Source organism: Pseudarthrobacter sp. fls2-241-R2A-168, assembly GCF_030209335.1.
Taxonomy (GTDB): Bacteria; Actinomycetota; Actinomycetes; order Actinomycetales; family Micrococcaceae; genus Arthrobacter.
In genome coordinates this window covers 66051-80133 of record NZ_JARVSG010000033.1, presented here as the reverse complement: position 1 = coordinate 80133, position 14083 = coordinate 66051, and the positions used below count along the sequence as shown (strand labels likewise).

General features: G+C 65.2%; 12 protein-coding genes. 4 read left to right on the top strand and 8 right to left on the bottom strand.

Annotated features, from left to right (window positions below; translation table 11 throughout):
- Window positions 1-12: 12 nt before the first annotated feature.
- The 3 genes from disA to QRN11_RS16475 form a co-directional block, all read right to left on the bottom strand.
- Window positions 13-1089: a DNA integrity scanning diadenylate cyclase DisA gene (gene disA / locus QRN11_RS16485; RefSeq protein WP_091420370.1), complete on the bottom strand. Its 1077-nt coding sequence runs from the start codon at window positions 1087-1089 to the stop codon at window positions 13-15.
- A gap of 261 nt (window positions 1090-1350) precedes the next feature.
- The gene (locus tag QRN11_RS16480; protein ID WP_285313662.1) at window positions 1351-2235 is read right to left on the bottom strand and encodes a pentapeptide repeat-containing protein; all 885 of its coding nucleotides are present in this window, start codon (window positions 2233-2235) and stop codon (window positions 1351-1353) included.
- Window positions 2236-2413: 178 nt separating this feature from the next.
- Complete coding sequence (locus tag QRN11_RS16475; RefSeq protein ID WP_285313661.1) at window positions 2414-2644, bottom strand: hypothetical protein; 231 nt, start codon at window positions 2642-2644, stop codon at window positions 2414-2416.
- A 287-nt stretch (window positions 2645-2931) separates the two neighbouring features.
- On the opposite strand from QRN11_RS16475, the gene QRN11_RS16470 reads away from it, so the two are divergent.
- Complete coding sequence (locus tag QRN11_RS16470; RefSeq protein WP_285313660.1) at window positions 2932-4545, top strand: peptide chain release factor 3; 1614 nt, start codon at window positions 2932-2934, stop codon at window positions 4543-4545.
- 5 nt (window positions 4546-4550) lie between these two features.
- Complete coding sequence (locus QRN11_RS16465) at window positions 4551-5795, top strand: beta-ketoacyl-[acyl-carrier-protein] synthase family protein (RefSeq protein WP_285313659.1); 1245 nt, start codon at window positions 4551-4553, stop codon at window positions 5793-5795.
- 113 nt (window positions 5796-5908) lie between these two features.
- Here the strand turns inward: QRN11_RS16465 and QRN11_RS16460 are convergent, their stop codons facing one another.
- The 5 genes from QRN11_RS16460 to QRN11_RS16440 all read right to left on the bottom strand — a co-directional run bounded on the left by QRN11_RS16460 (window position 5909) and on the right by QRN11_RS16440 (window position 12329).
- Window positions 5909-7261, bottom strand: a complete 1353-nt coding sequence (locus QRN11_RS16460; protein ID WP_285313658.1) for an MFS transporter — start codon at window positions 7259-7261, stop codon at window positions 5909-5911.
- A 171-nt stretch (window positions 7262-7432) separates the two neighbouring features.
- Entirely contained in the window at window positions 7433-8761 is a 1329-nt protein-coding gene (locus QRN11_RS16455) for an enolase C-terminal domain-like protein (protein ID WP_285313657.1), read from the bottom strand.
- Window positions 8758-10371, bottom strand: coding sequence for an aldehyde dehydrogenase (NADP(+)) (locus QRN11_RS16450; protein ID WP_285313655.1), 1614 nt, complete (start codon window positions 10369-10371; stop codon window positions 8758-8760). Before QRN11_RS16450 ends, QRN11_RS16455 begins: the two co-directional genes overlap by 4 nt.
- Window positions 10372-10400: 29 nt before the next feature.
- Window positions 10401-11315, bottom strand: a complete 915-nt coding sequence (gene kdgD / locus QRN11_RS16445) for a 5-dehydro-4-deoxyglucarate dehydratase (RefSeq protein ID WP_142059447.1) — start codon at window positions 11313-11315, stop codon at window positions 10401-10403.
- 129 nt (window positions 11316-11444) lie between these two features.
- Entirely contained in the window at window positions 11445-12329 is an 885-nt protein-coding gene (locus tag QRN11_RS16440) for a LysR family transcriptional regulator (protein ID WP_285313652.1), read from the bottom strand.
- A 141-nt stretch (window positions 12330-12470) separates the two neighbouring features.
- On the opposite strand from QRN11_RS16440, the gene QRN11_RS16435 reads away from it, so the two are divergent.
- Complete coding sequence (locus QRN11_RS16435) at window positions 12471-13472, top strand: Bug family tripartite tricarboxylate transporter substrate binding protein (protein WP_285313649.1); 1002 nt, start codon at window positions 12471-12473, stop codon at window positions 13470-13472.
- Window positions 13473-13495: 23 nt separating this feature from the next.
- The gene (locus QRN11_RS16430) at window positions 13496-14074 is read left to right on the top strand and encodes a tripartite tricarboxylate transporter TctB family protein (RefSeq protein ID WP_370455841.1); all 579 of its coding nucleotides are present in this window, start codon (window positions 13496-13498) and stop codon (window positions 14072-14074) included.
- Window positions 14075-14083: the final 9 nt, after the last annotated feature.

Genomic DNA, 14083 nt, shown 5'->3' with positions numbered 1-14083 from the left:
AACCCACTGGCTTTAGAGGAAACGGTCCAGCAGGCTTGCTTCCGCCATCCGGCTGAGGCCTTCGCGCACGGTCCGGGCGCGCTGGTCGCCGATGCCGTCCACGGTCATCAGGTCATCGATGGTGGCTGCCATAAGGAACTGCAGGCCGCCAAAGTGGTCTACCAGACGGTCTGCAACGGCTTTCGGAACCGCTTTGAGGCCCGAAAGCAGGCGGTAGCCCCGAGGCTGCACCACGGCGTCCAGGTTCGCTTCGCCGCCGGCAAACCCCACGATGTTTGAGATCTTGCCCAAATCAATCAGTTCGGTAGGTCCCAGGTTCACCAGTTCGTTGACGGCTTTTTCGATGTCATCGGCTGAAGCGTTGGGGCTGGCGTAATCGCGGATGATCACGTCGCTGCCGGGGCCGCGGCCCACCGTGAGCTCATCGAGCTGGAGCGACAGGAGCCGGCCGTCCTCGCCAAGTTCCAGCACGTATTGGGAGATTTCCTCTGAGATTCGGCGGACCATTTCCTGGCGCTGGAGGGTGACGGCGACATCCCGGACCGTGACCATCGCTTCGATTTCCAGGGCGGACAGCGAACTGGTGACCTGGTCCAGGCGGGACCGGTAGCGCTCAAGGGTGGCGAGGGCCTGGTTGGCGCGGGCCAGGACCTTTTCGGATCCTTCCAGGACGTGCCGCAAACCGTTCACGTACAGGGCGATGATCTGCATGGACTGGCTGACCGAGATAACGGGTACGCCCGTCTGGATGGCCACGCGTTCGGCCGTGCGGTGGCGGGTGCCCGATTCCTGGGTCTCGATGCTGGAATCGGGGACCAGTTGGACGGCTGCGCGGAGGATGTTGCCGGCGTCTTTGTCGCAGATGATGGCGCCATCCATCTTGGCGAGCTCACGGAGCCGGGTGGGGGAGAAGTCGATGCCGATGTCGAAACCACCCGAACAGATGGATTCGATGGTCCGGTCCATGCCCAGGACTATCAGTGCGCCGGTGCGTCCGCGGAGGATCCGTTCCAGTCCGTCGCGGAGCGGGGTTCCGGGTGCCACTCTGGCCAGGGTTGCCCTGAGAGATTCTTCGGGGCTCCGCGCCATTTAAGTGTGTCCCTTCAAAGGTGCGGGCCGGATGCCCGCAGGAATGCCGGTTTGATGCTCCGCCGGCAGGATCAAAAAATGCTCATTCTCCCGCAAGCTCAATGATAGGGGTAAGAACCGGCAACTTCCGCACGGGCAAGCCCCAAAGTGCCCCGTTAGGGGGCAGTGCCAACAGGCGGAAAATGGGTTCGACGGCGGGTGGCCGGGCGGGCATTTCGCGGATTCGTAAACGCCTCCCGGCCCCCTGCGCGGACGGTTCCTCTATGGGCCCCGGTGTGAAGGGGCAGCCACGTCAGCGGGCAAAAGCGTCCGGAGATCCCCCTGTGCCGCATTGATTTGCGGTTGGGTCAGGAACAGGGCCCGGGACAGGTCGGCGCCCTCAAGCCTGGCGTTCCTGAGGTCCGCGCCCAGCAGGTCCACGGCCGTCAGATCGCTGCCGCGAAGGTCCGCTGCAATGAGGTAGCTGCTTCTGAGGTCCGCCCCGCACAACCGGCGGGACCGCAAATCCTTGCCGCTAAGATCTGCCCGGGGCCTAAGATCTGGGTCCAGGTGGTCATCCCCCGTGGCGAAGTAGGACGCGCGGACTTCTTCACTGACAGCCATCAGCAACAACCTGACTTCGGCGTGCAGCTCTTGGACGTCCAGTGACAACAGCCCGTCCGGATCGCCGCCGACCGCCTTTTCGATAATGCTGCGAAGGACTACCGCGCGTTGCGAGGCCTCAGGATCAAAGGTACGCACCTGTGCTTCCGCCAGGTACCAGAGCATCTCGTGCAGTTGCCTGGCAGCCTTGAAGGCCGAGAACATTTTCTCCTTGCTGGCCGGCCGCTCCAGCCAGCTTTCTCCGCCGAAGAGATCCTGGGACACCCGCTGGCCCGCACCAAAGCAGTCAAACACCGTACAGCCTTTGAATCCGCGGGCACGCAGGCTGTGGTGGATGGTGCAGGAAAAGTCTGCGGCGAGGTTGGTGCACGGGGTTCCTGCATCCTTATCGACGGCAAAGTCGGCGGACCTGGTGAACCCGAAGGCTGTACAGCAAAGGGCAAAACAGTTGGCGCAGTCAGGACGGAGCGCTTGCCGGTCAAGGGCGGGCGAAGACGGCGTCTTATAGGGAGCTTGGGGGTAAGGCGATGAAGGCTTGAGCATGTGATCTTCCAGGCGTAGGGATTCGATGTGGCCGGTCTTGGGGGGAACTGGAGTTCCCCCGGCGGGCGCACACAATCACGGCTCCTTCGAGGAGGAGCCGGCCGAAACCGCTGTTAAGGCTCTGGGTCACAGAGAAATATGAAGTGTCACTGGGATCAAGAATACCGCGGCGAGGCGGTTAGCGCGCCCGCTCCCGCACCATCCGTTCCAGCTCCCTGCTGACTTTCACCAGGGATGCGGCGCGCAGTGCTTTCTGCTCGGCGGCCGTCTGCGTAGGCCGCCGCCGGGGTGTACCCGCCGGAGCGTCCATCGATTCGCTCTCGCGAAGATGGGCAGCCGGGGCGGGCGCCACCAGCCCTGTGGCCAGGGGATCAAAAAACAGGTTGGCCGGGAAGGAAATGCCGTGCATAACTGATCAGTTCCTTTCCCTGCCGGATACGGCGGTGCGGAGTGACACGAAGGCTCCACAGGAGGCGTTGCTGAGACTCATCATGCGGTCACGGTAGCGGGCACTCATTTCGAGGCTTTGAACCAGTGGTTTCCGCGGCGTTAAGCGGACCGGCATTGATTTGCCGCGCTGCGATAAACTGGAACTTGGCTTTCCGCCAGTCCGTTTCCCGGCCCGGGCCGCAGCGCTCCGGCGCGCAGTGCCTTCAAAGGCGCCTGGACAGTCCCACCCGCAGCGAAAGTAGCACCGTGTCCCAAGATGTCCTCACCCCCGCCCGGATCTCGGAGATTCATAAAGAGGCGGGCCGTCGCAGGACCTTTGCTGTCATTTCCCACCCTGACGCCGGCAAGTCGACGCTGACCGAAGCGCTGGCACTGCACGCCAAGGTGATCGGCACCGCGGGTGCCTCCAGCGGCAAGGCCAACCGTAAGGAAACCGTCTCCGACTGGATGCAGATGGAGAAGGACCGCGGCATCTCCATCAGTTCGGCGGCGCTGCAGTTCTCCTACCGGGACACGGTCATCAACCTCCTGGACACCCCCGGCCACGCCGACTTTTCCGAAGACACCTACCGCGTTCTGGCCGCCGTCGACTGTGCGGTGATGCTGGTGGACGCCGCCAAAGGCCTGGAAACCCAGACCATGAAACTCTTCGAGGTCTGCAAGCAGCGCAACTTGCCCATTATCACCGTCATCAACAAATGGGACCGCCCGGGCCTGGACGCGCTGGCGCTGATGGACGAAATCACCGAGCGCACCGGCTTGCAGCCCATGCCGCTGACCTGGGCCGTGGGCATCTCCGGCGACTTCCGTGGTGTGTGGGACCTCCGCAACGACCGCTTCGCCCGGTTCCAGCGCAACAACGCCGGCGCCCAGATCGCCATCACCGAATACTTCACCCCTGAAGAGGCAGCTGAAACCCAGGGCAGCAACTGGTCCGACGCCGTGGACGAGGCCGGCCTGGTGATCGAATCCAACCTTGAGTTCGACGTCGAAGCCTTCCACGCCGGCAAGGCCACCCCTATCCTGTTCAGCTCCGCCGCGCTCAACTTCGGCGTCAAGGAGCTGCTGGATGCGCTGGTGGACTTCGCTCCGCCGGCTGCTGCCCGGCCGGACATCGAGGGAAAACCGCGGCCGGTTGAGTCCCCGTTCTCGGGCTTCGTCTTTAAGGTCCAGGCGGGCATGAACAAGGCCCACCGCGACCACGTGGCCTTCATCCGCGTCTGCTCCGGCGTGTTCGAACGGGGCATGGTGGTCACGCAGACCCGCACCGGCAAGTCCTTCGCCACCAAGTACGCCCAGCAGGTGTTCGGCCGCGAACGCGAAGTCATCGACGAGGCCTACCCCGGGGACGTGGTGGGCCTGGTCAACGCATCATCCCTGCGCGTGGGCGACAGCCTCTTCCTTGACGAACCCGTGGAATACCCCGCCATCCCGCTCTTTGCCCCGGAGCACTTCCAGGTGGCACGCTCCAAGGACCCCAGCAAATTCAAGCAGTTCCGCCGCGGCATCGAACAGCTCGAACACGAAGGCGTTATCCAGCTGCTCCGCTCCGACCTCCGCGGCGACCAGGCGCCGGTGCTCGCCGCCGTCGGCCCCATGCAGTTCGAGGTGGTGGAGGACCGGATGGCACATGACTTCAGTGCGCCCATGAGGCTGGAACGCCTGCCCTACTCGCTGGCCAGGATTTCGACGGCGGATGCCATGCCAGCGCTGGCCAACGTGCCGGGCGCCGAGGTGCTGTTGCGGTCCGACGGCGAGTACCTCGCCTTGTTCAACGACGTCTGGGCGCTGCGCCGCATCGAAAAGAACCACCCCGACCTCACGCTCGTGCCCATCGGCACGCACAACCCCGCAAAGTAGGAACCGTGAACGCAGTTCAATCCAGCGCAACACCACCACGCGCACTGGTCACCGGCGTTGGCACCATCAACCCGCTCGGCTCATCGGTCCCCGAAACCTGGGCCGCGCTGGTGGCGGGCAAATCCGGGATTGCGCCGCTCGAAGCCGGGTGGGCGGAACAGCTGCCGGTGAAAATGGCCGGCCAGGTCACTGCGGACCTCAACGAACACCTCAGCACGCGCGAAATGAAGCGCATGGACCGCTGCGGGCAGCTGGCACTGATCGCGGCGCGGGAAGCCTGGAAGCAGGCCGGCGCCCCCGACGTTGACCCGGAGCGCTTCGCCGTGGTGATCGGCTCGGCTTACGGCGGACTGGGCTCCACCCTGGAACAGGACCGGACGCTCGCCGCATCAGGCCCGCGCAAGGTTTCCCCGCACACCCTTACCCGCCTGATGGTCAACGGCCCGGCGGCCTGGGTGTCCATCGACCTCGGCGCCCGCGGCGGCGCCCGGACTCCCGTCAGCGCCTGCGCCTCCGGAGCTGAGGCGATTGTCCAGGCAGCCGAGATGATCCGCTCCGGTGCTGCCGACGTCGTGATAGCCGGCGGCGTGGACGCCTCCGTGAACAACCTTGTGGTCACCGGCTTCTCGCAGATCCGGGCGCTGTCCACCCGCAACGATGATCCGCAGCGCGCGTCGCGGCCGTTCGACGGCGGCAGGGACGGCTTTGTGCTCTCAGAGGGCGCCGGCGTGGTGGTGCTTGAGAGCGAAGAGCACGCGCGGGCCCGTGGTGCAGCGGTGCTGGGGGCGGTTGCCGGGGGAGCAGTGACCTCCGACGCGAACGACATTGTGGCCGCCGATCCTGCCATGCAGCGGCGCGTGATGCAGAAGGCACTCGACTCCGCCGGCCTGCATCCGGAGGACATCGGCTTTGTGCACGCCCATGCCACGTCCACCCCGGTGGGCGACCGGCTCGAGGGCCAGGCCATTAACGCGATTTTCGGTGCCGGCATCCCGGTGACGTCCACCAAGGGCCACACGGGCCACCTGCTGGGCGGCGCCGGAGCCCTGGCTGCGGTGGTGGTGGTGGAAGCGCTGCGGACCGGAATGCTGCCGGGGACCCTTAACGTGGAGGCGCTGGACCCGGAGGTGGAGCTTAACGTCGTTACCGAAGACGTCCGCCATCTCCAGCCGGGTACACCGCAGGCCGGGCTGGTGAACGCCTTCGGTTTCGGCGGGCACAGCGTTGCCCTGGTGATCACGGGTTCATAGCCGCACAGCGTTCCGGGCGGTTTCCCGGCCCGGACGCTGGAACAGTGCAGTGACGCCGGAACGCTACAGCTCCCCGGCACTGTTGCGGCGATCGCGGCGCAATCGCGTCATTGCTACGCCCGGCTGGGCGCCGGAGCCTCCACACTGTGGTCCGCCGCGTCGGCGACTGGCTCCGTTTCGTTGCGGCGTTCCTTCAGGAAATACACCAGGCCCGCGGCGATGGTGGAGGCGGCTGCGAGGGCAAACAGGCCCGGGATGACGCTTCCGGTCTGCTCCTTGATGATGCCGAAGCCGAACGGCGCCACGAACCCGCCCAGGTTTCCCAGCGAATTGATGATGGCGATGGCCGGAGCCAGGACCAGCGGATGCAGCCCTGACTGCGGGATGGTCCAGAACAGCGGCGAAGCACTCTTGAAACCCATCGCGGCGATGGCCAGGAACACCAGCGCCATCACAGGGGACGCGACGGCGGCTGCGAACGTGCCGATTGCGGCGACCAGGAGTGCGGCCACCAGCAAGGGACGTTTGGACTTGGCCTTGTCCTGCCACTTGGCGGCGAAGTACATGGCGAACACGGCACAGATCCACGGAATCGAGGACAGGAAGCCCACCGTGAGGTCGGTGGTGCCGGGGATCTGCTTGATGATGCTGGGGAGCCAGAACGTGTTTGCGTAGATGGAGAGCTGCACCGAGAAGTAGATGCCGCACAGCAGCAGGATCTGCGGGTTCAGGAGCATCTTCCAGCGGTTGATCTTTCCGCCGCCGGCAGTGGTGTGCTGGGCGTCCTCAGCTGCGATCGCCTGGGACAGTGCATCTTTTTCGCGTGGTGTGAGCCACTTGGCATCCCTGATCCTGGCGTCCAGGAGGAAGAACACCGTGATGCCCACAACTACTGACAGGGCGCCTTCGAAGCCGAACAGCCACTGCCAGCCGCGCAGGCCCAGCGCGCCGTGCAGGCTGAGCAGCATCCCGGCGATGGGTCCGGAAATGGCCGCGGCAATGGATGAGCCGGCGATGAAGATCGCGGTTGCCTTTCCGCGCTGCCCGGCTGGCACCCACCGGGCGAAGTAGAAGATGACGGCAGGGAAGAAGCCTGCTTCTGCGGCGCCGAGCAGGAAGCGCAGGACATAGAACATGGTTTCGTTCTGCACGAACGCCATCAGGAAGGAAACTATGCCCCAGCTGACCATGATCCTTGCCAGCCACACTTTGGCGCCGTACTTCTCCATCATCACGTTGCTGGGAAGTTCAAAAATGGCATACGCGATAAAGAAGAGGCCGGCACCAAAACCATAGGCGGCGGCACCGATGCCAACGTCAGCCTGGAGGTGGTCCTGCGCGTAGCCGATGTTAGACCGGTTCAGCTGGTTGCACACCAGCATGACCAGCATGATGGGCAGCACGCGCTTGAAGAATTTCTTCGTGGCCGAGGCCACGTCCGTGACGGCATTGTCCAAAGACATCATTGAATGTTTCCTTTGGGGGTTGGATAACGCAGGCCGGCTGCGGGGCACTGGAAAGCAGTGGGGCCCGTCACAGCGGACCCCACAACTTTACCGGACAGCTGCCGGCGGACTGCTTCTATCGAACGGCAGTTATCAGACTGCTTCTACCGGGCAACTGCTACCGAACTGCTCTTATCGGACCAGGCACGGCCGCTTCGGGTCGAAGGACCAGCCGTCGATGTAGTACTGCATGCCCACGCTGTCATCGCGGGCGTCGAGGCCGTGCTGCAGGTACAGCTGGTGGGCCTTGTCCAGGGCTTCGCGGTCCAGTTCGATGCCCAGGCCGGGAGCGTCGGGAACCTCGATCGCGCCGCCCTTGATCTGCAGCGGCTCCTTCGTGAGGCCCTGGCCGTCCTGCCAGATCCAGTGTGTGTCCAGCGCCGTGATCTCGCCGGGGGCTGCTGCCCCGGTATGGGTGAACATCGCCAGCGAGATGTCGAAGTGGTTGTTCGAGTGCGAGCCCCAGGTGAGGCCGAACTCGTGGCACATCTGCGCCACCCGGACCGAGCCGTGCATGGTCCAGAAGTGCGGATCCGCGAGCGGGATGTCCACTGCGTTGCTGCGGATGGCGTGCGACATCTCGCGCCAGTCCGTGGCGATCATGTTGGTGGCCGTCTTCAGTCCGGTGGCCCGTCGGAATTCGGCCATCACCTCGCGGCCGGAGAAGCGGCCCTCGGCACCGCACGGGTCCTCGGCATACGCAACGACGCCCTGCATCCGCTTGCCCAGCCGGATGGCTTCGTCCAGGAGCCAGCCCCCGTTGGGGTCCAGGGTGACCCGGGCTTCGGGGAAGCGCTTGGCCAGGGCGGTCACAACGTCCACTTCGTCGTCCCCGGACAGCACGCCGCCCTTGAGCTTGAAGTCGCTGAAGCCGTAGCGCTCCTGTGCCGCTTCGGCCAGCGCGACGACGGCGTCCGGAGTCATTGCCTCCTGCCGGCGGAGCTTCTCCCAACGGTCAGCCGGAGCATCCTCCACGAGGTAGGGCAAATTGGTGCGGGCGTGGTCGCCAACGAAGAACAGGTAGCCGAGCATCGGCACGGAGGTCCGCTGCTGCCCGTCGCCGAGGAGTTCGGCCACGGGAACGCCAAGGAACTGGCCGTGCAGGTCCAGCAGCGCCGATTCCACCGCCGTCACCGCATGCACTGTGGTGCGCAGGTCGAAGGTCTGCAGGCCGCGGCCGCCGGCGTCGCGGTCCGCGAACTCGGACGCAACCTCGCGCAGGAGCGAGCGGTAGCGGGCCACCGGCTTGCCCGTGATCAGGGCGCCGGCTTCCTCGATGGTGGTGCGGATCTTCTCGCCGCCGGGAACCTCGCCCAGGCCGGTGCGGCCCTCCGAGTCCGTAATGATCACAACGTTGCGGGTAAAGAAGGGGCCGTGCGCGCCGCTGAGGTTCATCAGCATGCTGTCATGGCCTGCAACCGGCACTACTTCAACGGCGGCAATGATGGGCTGGTTGCTCATGCGCCCACCTCGGCCTTCTCCGCAGCAGCGACTGTTTCGCCGTCGATGCGCCGGTTCAGGTGCCAGGGGTTGTTGTCCTTCAGTGCTTCGGGGAGGAGTTCCTGGGGGAGGTTCTGGTAGGCGACGGGGCGGAGGAAGCGGTTGATGGCGAGGGTCCCGACGGAGGTGGTGCGGGAGTCGGAGGTGGCGGGGAAGGGGCCGCCGTGGACCATGGCGTGGCCTACTTCGACGCCGGTGGGCCAGCCGTTGACGATGATGCGGCCTACTTTCTGTTCGAGGACGGGCAGGAGGCGTGCCGCGGTCGGGTAGTCCTCTTCGGTGAGCTGCAGGGAGGCGGTGAGCTGGCCTTCGATGCGGCGGGTGGCCTGGAGGAGGTCCTCGATGGAGGAATAGCGGATCACCAGGGATGCGGCGCCAAAGATTTCCTCGTGCAGGACCGGGTTGGTGGTGAATTCGGTGACGCCCGTGCCGAAGATGGTGGGTGCCGGGGCGTTTTCGGTGGGGCCCGGGGTGCCCTGGCCGATGAGCTGGACGCCGTTGGCGCTGCCGAGGTTTTCGGTGCCGTTGTTCCAGGAGGTGGCGATGCCTTCGGTGAGCATGGTCTGTCCGGCGCAGGCAGAGATGGCGCGGCCGACGGCGGCTGCGAGTTTGTCCCCTGCCTCGCCTTCGGGGGCGAAGAGCAGGCCGGGTGAGGTGCAGAGCTGGCCGGAGCTGCCGGTGACGGCGGTGACGTACTGCCGGGCGAGGGCGTCGATGTCTTCGGCGGTGCCGTTCAGTGCGCCTTCGAAGACGAAGACGGGGTTCAGGGAGGACATTTCCGCGTAGACCGGGATGGGCTCGGGGCGCGCAGCGGCGGTGCGCATGAGGGCGATGCCGGCGGCCTGGGAGCCGGTGAAGCCGACGGCCTTGATGGCGGGGTCGGCCACGAGGGCCTGGCCGATGCTGGCACCGGGGCCGTAGACCAGGGAGAACACGCCGGGGTGCAGGCCGAAGTCCTTGACGGCTTTGGTGACGGCCTGGCCGACGAGTTCGCTGGTGCCGGGGTGGGCGTTGTGTGCTTTGAAGACGACGGGGCAGCCGGCGGCGAGGGCGGACGCGGTATCTCCCCCGGCGGTGGAGAAGGCCAGCGGAAAGTTGCTGGCGCCGAACACGGCGACGGGGCCGAGCGGGATCTGGCGCTGGCGGATGTCGGCCCGGGGCAGGGGAGTGCGGTCCGGGATGGCGGGATCGATGCGGACGCCGCGGAAGTCGCCCTGCCGGACCACATTTGCGAAGAGCCGCAGCTGGCCGGTGGTGCGGGCACGTTCGCCCTGGAGCCGGGCTGCGGGCAGGCCGGTTTCCTGGCCGGCGCGGGTGATGAGTTCGTCGCCGATGGCTTCGATGTTGTCCGCGATGGCTTCGAGGAAGCCGGCGTGGGTTTCGGGGTCAAGGGTGCTGAAGGAGGGGAAGGCTTCGGCTGCGGCGGCGGTGGCTGCCTTGAGCTGGTCCTCTGTGAGCAGTGTGTAGGTGGGGTCCAGGGCCTGGTTGGTGGCCGGGTTAAGGCCGAAGGTCGTTTTGCCTTCGCCAACGGTGGGCTGCCCGGCAATAAGGGAATGTCCGGTAAGGGTCATGTACTTTTCTCCTGTGTCTGCGGTGACGGCTAGGAAACGGTGGCGATCAGGGCTTTGAGGTCGGCGAGGTCCTGTTCGGCAAGGTTCTGCAGTGGCGGGCGCACGGGGCCGGCGGAGCGGCCGATGGCGTCCAGCCCGGCCTTGACGATGGATACCGAATAGCCTTTCACACGGTCGCGGATGTCCAGGTAGGGGATGACGAAGTCGTTCAGCTTCCTGTTGACGGCAACGCGGTCCTGGTTGCGCACATCCTGGTAAAAGTCCAGCGCGAACTGCGGCACAAAGTTGTACATGGCGCTGGAGTAGGTGCTCATGCCGAGCTGCAGCAGAGGCAGGGCGAAAGTTTCAGCCGTGGGCAGGCCGCCGAGGTAGAACAGCCGGTCGCCGAGCTTGGCGTACACGCGGGCATCGTGCTCGAGGTCGCCCACGCCGTCCTTGAATCCGATCAGGTTCGTGTGCCGTTCAGCCAGGGTGGCCACGGTGGTGTCCTTGTAGATGGCATTGGCGCGGTTGTAGATGATGACGCCCAGGGATGTGGCGCTGCAGACGGCGCTCACGTGCTCGATCAGTCCGCCCTGGTCAGCCTCGGTCAGGTACGGCGGCAGCAGGAGGATGCCCTCAGCGCCGGCAGCCTCTGCTGCCTTGGCGTTCTCGATGGCCTGGGCGGTGGATCCGCCGGCGGAAGCGAGGACAGGGACGCGGCTGCCCACTTCGTCCACCGCGGTGCGGACCACGCGCTCGGATTCTGCCGGTGTCAGCGAAAAGCCTTCGCCGGTGCCGCCGGCCGCGAACAGGCCGGCAACGGGGAAGCTGGCCTGCCACGCCAGGTGCTTGCGGTAGTTTTCTTCATCGAACTGCAGCTGCGCGTCGAAGGCGGTAACGGGGAAGGAGAGCAGGCCTTCCTTGAGTGTGTCCGCCAGTTCCTGGGGTGAATGCTTTGCCACGTTGTGGTCCTCCGGTATGTGCGCCGCGGGCGGCGAAGGTGATGATTCCCTCCCAGCCTAGGAGCCCGTCTAATGCCTGTCTAAGTGCATTTTTATATGTATTGATACCTTCGGAGCATGATCGGGGACCTACTCCATCGAGAATTCGAGATCCTGCAGCAGCCGTGCCAGGGCGGGATTGGTGATCCTTCGATTCCAGAGGGCGTGCAGTTCCACTTGTTCCCCCCTGCCTGCTTCCAGCGGCAGGAACTCCACCCCTTTGATGCCCAGCATGGTGGCGGAGTGGGGCACGAAGGCCAGCCCGCGCTTAGCGGCAACGAGCGAGACCATGGTGAGGATCTGGCTGACCGTGTGCACCACGTTCGTGTGCCGGATGGGCAGCATGCTGACCACGAGGTCATAGAAATAACGGGCCTGCGTGGGGGAGTGCATGATCAAGGGCTCGTCGCTGAAGTCCGCTGCGGTGATGTCCCGGCCGAGCAGGGTCAGGCGGTGCCCGGACGGAACGGCCAGCACCATGGATTCCCGGTAGAGCAGATGGGAATCGAAGGTTTCGCTGTCGAAGGGCGGGCGGGCGAAGCCAAGGTCGAGTTCACCGGTCAGCAGGCCGTTGAGCTGCTCACGGGTCACCAGTTCCTGAAGGTCGATATCCACGTCCGGCATGAGGCTCGAAACCTCTTCCAGTAACGGGCCCAGGATGCTGAAGCCGCTGGCCGCGGTGAAGCCGATGCGCAGCACGCCGGAACGTCCCGACGCGATCCGCCGGGCCGTCACCGGTGCACGCTCCGCCAGTGCCATGAGCCGGCGGGCTTCCTCAAGGAACATCCGGCCCGCCGAGGTGAGCTCCACCCGCCTGTTGTCCCGCTCCAGGAGTTCGGCACCGACGATTTTTTCAAGTTTCTGGATCTGCCGGCTCAACGGAGGCTGCGTCATGTTCAGGCGCTCGGCAGCCCTCCCGAAGTGGAGCTCCTCGGCGACGGCGATGAATCCTGCCAGCTGGTCAAACGTAAACATGATGCCTTCCGGGTATCAGGTGATGCAGTTTTGGGCTTAGACAGGCATCATAACCCGTCCCTAAACTCGTTCGAGCAAGCCGAAGTGATTCGGTTCACAGCACCGTCCGGGAGCATCCCGGAGTTTTTATGAGGAGTCCCAATGAAGCACTTCCCCACACGCCGCTCAGTCCTCGGCGCGGCTTCGGCCATCACCCTGCTGGCCATGACAGCCTGCGGCAACGTCGCCGGCGGCCAGTCCAAAACGGCTGAATACCCTTCCGGGCCCATCAACCTCACGGTAGGCCAGGCGGCTGGCGGCAGCACGGACCTCATAGCCCGCGCCCTGGCCGAAGGCGCCTCGAAAACCCTTGGCAAGCCGGTGCCCGTCGTCAACAAGCCCGGTGCCAACGGCGCCCTCGCTACAAAGGAAGTTGCCGGCAAGCCCGCCGACGGGCAGGAACTGGTCCTGCTGACCGCTTCGCTGATCACCATCACGCCGCTGGCTGTTTCCGCCGACGAAGCTGTCAATATTGACGACCTCGACATCATCGCCGGCCTGTCCCAGGATGACTACGTCCTGGTGGCCAGCCCCGGCTCCGGCTTCAAGTCCTTCAAGGACGTCACCGATGCCGGCCGCAACGTAACCTTCGGCACCACCGGTGTGGGCACGGGAAGCCAGCTGGCCCAGACCGTCCTCTTCAAGCAGGCCAACGTCACCGGCACCGATATCCCGTTCGACAGCGGCAAGCCGGCACTGACGGCGGCGCTAGGCAACCAGGTGGAGCTCGCCACCATCCAGCTGGGCGAGGCCATGCCGCAGATCAAGGCGGGCAAGGTGTCCCCGCTGCTGGTCTTCTCCGAGGAGCGCAACAGCTTCCTGCCGGACACCCCCACTGCCAAGGAAGCAGGATATGACGTTCCTGTGGCCCAGTACCGCGCGGTCGCCGCTCCCAAGGGAACGCCGCAGGAGGTCAAGGACAAGCTGTACGGGGCATTCCAGGAGACCTTCAAATCGGACGCCTACAAGGAGTTCAACGAGAAGAACATGCTGACGCCGAAGGAAATCTCCGGCGAGGAAGTGGTCAGCGAATGGAAGGGCTACGCAGCAAAGTACAAGGAACTGGTGGAGAAGTATGACATCAGCCTGAGCGGAAATAAGTGATTCCTGTGAAAGGAACCCATGCAGTGGAGCCTGCCGGAGGAAGCAGCACGGCTGCCTCCTCCGGCGGCACCGCCCCCCGCGCATCGGAGGACGGCCAGTCCGAACCCGTCGACGAACTGACGCCGGAGCAGCTGGCCGCCCAATGGGAGGAGGAAAAGCCCCCGGCGGCCGGTCCCCTGGCCAACATGGCCTCGTCCCTGGTGGTCCTCGGTGTGGGCATCGGCGCCGTCGTCCTGTCCATCTCCATGGGACTTGGCACACCGTCCAGCCCGCAGCCTGGCCTCTGGCCGTTCGTCATCAGCTGCGTGATGGCCGCCCTGGGCCTGTTCCAGCTCATCCTGGGCAGGCACAACCGTGACGCCGAAAAGTTCACGCGCATGTCACTTGCCCCGCTCACCGGACTGGTGACACTGGCAGCCATGGTGGCACTGATGCCGCTGATCGGGTTCGAGATTCCTGCCCTGGTGCTGTGCATCATCTGGATGCGCTTCCTGGGCGGCGAAACCTGGCGCTCCACGCTGCTGGTCAGCGCCATCGTCGTCGCGGCGTTCTACGGCATCTTTGTCCTGGCGCTCGGCACGTCCATCCCCCACCTTTTCTAGGAGACCTCC

Excerpts from the sequence above, each read along its gene's own strand:
- QRN11_RS16460 (WP_285313658.1), bottom strand. The coding sequence starts at position 7,261 with ATGATGTCTTTGGACAATGCCGTCACGGACGTGGCCTCGGCCACGAAG.
- QRN11_RS16475 (WP_285313661.1), bottom strand. The coding sequence starts at position 2,644 with ATGCACGGCATTTCCTTCCCGGCCAACCTGTTTTTTGATCCCCTGGCC.
- disA (WP_091420370.1), bottom strand. The coding sequence starts at position 1,089 with ATGGCGCGGAGCCCCGAAGAATCTCTCAGGGCAACCCTGGCCAGAGTG.
- QRN11_RS16435 (WP_285313649.1), top strand. The coding sequence starts at position 12,471 with ATGAAGCACTTCCCCACACGCCGCTCAGTCCTCGGCGCGGCTTCGGCC.
- QRN11_RS16480 (WP_285313662.1), bottom strand. The coding sequence starts at position 2,235 with ATGCTCAAGCCTTCATCGCCTTACCCCCAAGCTCCCTATAAGACGCCG.
- QRN11_RS16455 (WP_285313657.1), bottom strand. The coding sequence starts at position 8,761 with ATGAGCAACCAGCCCATCATTGCCGCCGTTGAAGTAGTGCCGGTTGCA.
- QRN11_RS16450 (WP_285313655.1), bottom strand. The coding sequence starts at position 10,371 with ATGACCCTTACCGGACATTCCCTTATTGCCGGGCAGCCCACCGTTGGC.
- QRN11_RS16440 (WP_285313652.1), bottom strand. The coding sequence starts at position 12,329 with ATGTTTACGTTTGACCAGCTGGCAGGATTCATCGCCGTCGCCGAGGAG.